At 31.9% G+C, this 2,827-nt stretch carries 3 protein-coding genes; 2 read left to right on the forward strand and 1 reads right to left on the reverse strand.

Going from position 1 to position 2,827, the window contains the following annotated elements; genetic code table 11:
• Positions 1-538: hypothetical protein (locus tag ACW2QF_RS19210; RefSeq protein ID WP_455717628.1), on the forward strand; the 538-nt coding region annotated here is incomplete at its 5' end.
• A gap of 96 nt (positions 539-634) precedes the next feature.
• Positions 635-2,119, forward strand: a complete 1,485-nt coding sequence (locus ACW2QF_RS19215; RefSeq protein WP_455717629.1) for a DUF1846 domain-containing protein — start codon at positions 635-637, stop codon at positions 2,117-2,119.
• 77 nt (positions 2,120-2,196) lie between these two features.
• Here the strand turns inward: ACW2QF_RS19215 and ACW2QF_RS19220 are convergent, their stop codons facing one another.
• Positions 2,197-2,652 (reverse strand): hypothetical protein, encoded by a 456-nt coding sequence (locus tag ACW2QF_RS19220; RefSeq protein WP_455717630.1) that lies wholly within the window; start codon positions 2,650-2,652, stop codon positions 2,197-2,199.
• Positions 2,653-2,827: the final 175 nt, after the last annotated feature.

Below are 2,827 nucleotides of genomic sequence, written 5' to 3' on the forward strand. Positions count from 1 at the left end.
GGGATTACTTACACATTTAATGCATCTATATGTAATAAGAAATATAGTATTAGCTGGTGCTGGAGTTATAATAGCTACTCTACTTATTCTGGTGATAGTAGAATTACATCAAGATAAAGTGTTGAATGAACAGGCAATTCGGTGCGATTTAAAATTCGAAGCGGGAATCAAGAAAAAATCGTTTTCCCTTCATTATAATAATGGTGAAATCTGGTGTGAACATTTAGATTCCCTGGGAGATCATAAACAGAATGTAATTAATAAATTTAACGAGGATTTATTAGAAGTCAAGAGAGTATCTGCACCATCTTATATTGCAGTGAATCTAGATGAGACCCTGGTGGACCGAGATATCTTAGAGATGGTTCTTTATTCGTATCGCGATATGGATAGGGATTTGAAAAAAGTTGTAATCATAGGATTAAGTAGACGGAATGTTAGGTTAATGAAAAAAATAATAAAAGAGAGTAATAAAGAGATAGCGTACATAGCGACGTGTATAAATGATTTTGAAAAAGCCAAAGAATGGCTGTTATAATTGCCTTTTTACAAATAAATTAGTACATTCCTTTTAATTTTATAAAGTTATGATATAATAATCTTAATAATAATTATGCAAAGGTGAATGAAGAACATGAGACAAGGGTTTGACAACGAAAAGTATTTGAAAATGCAATCAGAGCATATCTTAGAGAGGATAGCAGAATTTGATAATAAACTGTATTTAGAATTTGGAGGAAAACTGTTTGATGATTATCATGCGTCAAGAGTACTTCCAGGATTTGAACCATCAAGTAAATTACAGATGTTAATGCAATTAAAAGATCAAGCAGAGATCTTATTTGTAATTAGTGCGGAAGATATTGAAAGAAATAAAATCCGTGGTGACTTAGGAATTACTTATGATATGGACGTACTTCGCTTAATTGACGAATACCGTCGTAAAGGATTATATGTAGGCAGTGTTGTTATATCACAATATTCGGGACAAACTAGTGCAAACTTATTTAAGGATAAGCTTGAGAAGAAAGATGTAGCAGTATATTTTCATTACAAAATTGCTGGATATCCTAACAATGTAAATTATATTGTAAGTGAAGAAGGATATGGAAAGAATGATTATGTTAAGACAACAAGACCACTTGTTGTTGTAACTGCGCCTGGACCTGGAAGTGGTAAGATGGCAACTTGCTTATCACAGTTATATCATGAACATAAACATGGGGTGAATGCTGGATATGCCAAATATGAAACATTCCCAGTATGGAACTTACCATTAAAACACCCAGTAAATCTAGCTTATGAAGCAGCAACAGTAGATCTAAATGACGTGAATATGATTGACCCATTCCATCTTGACGCTTATGGAGTGACAACTGTTAACTATAATCGTGATGTTGAGATTTTCCCAGTTGTGAACGCTATGTTTGAATTGATTTATGGAGAGAGCCCATACAAGTCACCAACTGACATGGGTGTTAACATGGCAGGAAATTGTATCTTTGACGATGAAGCTTGTAAAGAAGCTTCCAATCAAGAAATAATCAGAAGATATTATGAGACTTTGAACAAAATTGCTACAGATAGTGCAACAAAAGATGAGTTATATAAAGTAGAATTATTAATGAATCAGGCTAAAATAACATTAGCAGACCGTAAAGTTGTTGGTGTTGCCAATGATAGAATGGAAGAAACAGGTGATGATGCAGTTGCCATGGAATTACCAGATGGAACAATCGTTACAGGTAAAACATCTGAATTACTAGGACCGTCGGCAGCAGTATTGTTGAATGCGGTAAAATATCTTGCAGGAATTCCTGATGATGTTCATATCATTGCACCAAGTGCAATTGAACCAATCCAAAAATTAAAAGTTGAATATCTAGGAAGTAAGAATCCAAGGCTTCATACAGACGAAGTTCTAATTGCATTATCAAGTAGTGCTTATGCGGATGAGAATGCAGCAAAAGCCATGGACGTATTAAAGAATCTCCGTGGAGCACAAGCACATTCTACTGTTAGATTAACTAAAGTTGATTCTGATAGCTTTAAGAAGTTGGGTGTCCAAGTTACAATGGACAGTAGAACTTCTCAAAATGTGTTAGTGGATAACCACTAGAACAAAAAAGAACCTACATTCTCTTTCTGTGGGTTCTTTTTGATTTTATACGATTACATGGTATTTTTGGATAATAATTAATTATCCAAATTATAAGATATAAGGATTACACCCTCCTTACAATCAATAGAAACAGTATCGTCTGTTATTTTATTTAATATAGTTTCTTGTTCACGTTTTGTTTTGGAGTAATAATCAAGCTCTAATATCTCTTTTGCTGTTAGTACAATAGTGTTTCCTTTGTTTGACATCTTGTTTTCATACTTTACAATAGCGTTGATGTTTTCTGGATTAAGTTCATCTATAAGTCCTTTAAGTTGAAATTTTGTTAGGTTAGTTTGATTTCCTTCTACAATTATATTGTGCGTAGATAATAGATTTGAAAAAGAATCAAGCGTTTGTTGTCCGTGTATTTTTAGAACATTATTATATACAATAATTGAGGAAAGTAGAAATAGAAAACTTATTCCTAGTTTTAATAATAATTTTTGCTTTAATAATTTCTTTATTTTGCTCACCTCCTTTTTTGACATTAAAATAATTACTTTTTGTATAGTAACCTATTAAGTTTGTATGTTTATTTAGTAATGATAATAACAATAGAAATTATTTAATTTTAGGGATATTTATATAATTGACTGTAGTTTAAATTTTATTCAATCTATTGGAATGTGCAACAACTTGAATAAATAAATGGCGTGTAAATAT

The sequence above is a fragment of the Anaerosporobacter sp. genome, from assembly GCF_965301125.1.

Coding starts and splice junctions, on each gene's coding strand:
- ACW2QF_RS19220 (WP_455717630.1), bottom strand. CDS start 2,652: ATGTCAAAAAAGGAGGTGAGCAAAATAAAGAAATTATTAAAGCAAAAA.
- ACW2QF_RS19215 (WP_455717629.1), top strand. CDS start 635: ATGAGACAAGGGTTTGACAACGAAAAGTATTTGAAAATGCAATCAGAG.